The following is a 1,532-nucleotide window of genomic DNA, read 5'->3' as shown; positions in this document are numbered from 1 at the left end:
GGTCGCCGATGTTGTAGTAGGAGTAGTCACCGAATGCGATGACGGTCTTACCCGCCTCGACAGCAGGCATATACGCCGAGGAATACACGGGATAGCCGAGCAGACGGTCGGGTTCGCCCATCTGATACGACGGCTGCCAGAAATACGCCCCATTCGCATCCTTGAGCTTTCGGATGCTGGCAAGCGTCTGATCGTTGACGATGAACGCTGCATTCTTGCGGTAGGGACGCTTGAGGCTGTAGACGAGCGTCACGAGTTCGTCCGCCTTGAGGTCTGCCGCCGCCGTGGTGACAGATGTTTTTGCCGAGGTGAGAAGTCCCTTCGGCTTGTGCGTCCCATCGCCATTCAGGAATGCGTCCTCCTCTGCGTTGCCCAGTGCCTTGCCGAACTGCTCGATGAGATAGTTCTCAAGGTTGAAGGCGTTGTCGTAGAGAAGCTCTTCCGTTACCTTGACTGCGACGTGGAGCTTGTGCGCGTCGAGAACGATCTGGTCGAAGGTCGCGTCCCCGAAGGTAAGTGCTGCGCCCTCCTCAATCCACGCAGCCGCAGGTTTTGTGGCGGCGATGTTGATCTTGTGCTCCCCACTCGTGGTGATCGTCGTTGCAAGCGGACGCAGGACGTTCTCCTCATTCAGAACGTCAATGAGACGCTGATCGTATTCCTCCGGCACGAGATAGCCGCCGTTTGCATCCACGCCCTCCTGCAGGACGTTCTCCACCTGCCGAAAGTTCGTACGGAGTGCCTTCAGCATTGCTGCATGGTATGCCTCGCTTGCACGTCCCGTCTTTTCCGCGTTGAGCACAGCCCCCGGAATGTTGGTGATTGCCGCCGTCACGGGCTTTGCAAGCTGCGCATCGAGAATCGCCTGACGCTCCATGCGCTCGATGTCCTTGCCGAGCGCAAGCACCTCATTCTCCATTTGCTCGTATGCTTTGGCATCTTCGGCTGTGAGATGCCCGTCCTTTTCGTGAGAATCCAGAAACTGCTTTGCCTGTTCCCACATTTCCGCACGCTTCTCGCGCATTGCCATAATCTTATCCATGTCCTTGTCCCTCCATTAGTTTCTTAGTGTGAAATAGAAAAGAGCCGCTTTTTAAACGGCTCTGCATCGACATTGTGTGTTCCCTGCCCGAATTTCGAGAGCAGGGAGTTCGTGACAGCGGCACGGGAGAAGATCAGCCCGTCTGCCGCATCGGTAACAGGACGCTGTGCGTCCGTATAGAGAACAGAATCCGCAAATCCAAGCTCCACCGCCTTCTTTGCGTTCATCCACGTCTCGGCATCCATCAGCCGTGAAATCTTCGCACGGGAAAGCCCCGTCTTGATCTCATAAGCGTTGATGATGCTCTCCTTAATTTCGGCAAGGAACGTAATCGTCCGCTCCATCTCGTGTGTATCGCCGATGGAGACGGTCATGGGATTGTGAATCATCAACATCCCCAAGGGAGAAATCTCAACCGTTGATCCTGCCATCGCCACAACGGATGCGGCGGAAGCGGCAATCCCGTCAATCTTGACATTGACATTTCCCT

Annotated in this window: 2 protein-coding genes; both read right to left on the bottom strand. The window is 55.7% G+C overall.

From position 1 onward, the window contains the following. The coding region (locus HMPREF9163_RS11365) for a phage major capsid protein (RefSeq protein ID WP_009441957.1) at positions 1-1,042 on the bottom strand (1,042 nt) is incomplete at its 3' end. A gap of 23 nt (positions 1,043-1,065) precedes the next feature. Continuing rightward, positions 1,066-1,532 (bottom strand): head maturation protease, ClpP-related (locus tag HMPREF9163_RS11360; protein ID WP_009441956.1); only part of this gene is annotated, 467 nt, incomplete at its 5' end.

This window comes from Selenomonas sp. oral taxon 138 str. F0429 (assembly GCF_000318175.2).
Lineage (GTDB): Bacteria > Bacillota > Negativicutes > Selenomonadales > Selenomonadaceae > Centipeda > Centipeda timonae.
The sequence above is the reverse complement of the archived record's forward strand: the minus strand, read 5'-3'. Positions and strand labels throughout refer to the sequence as shown.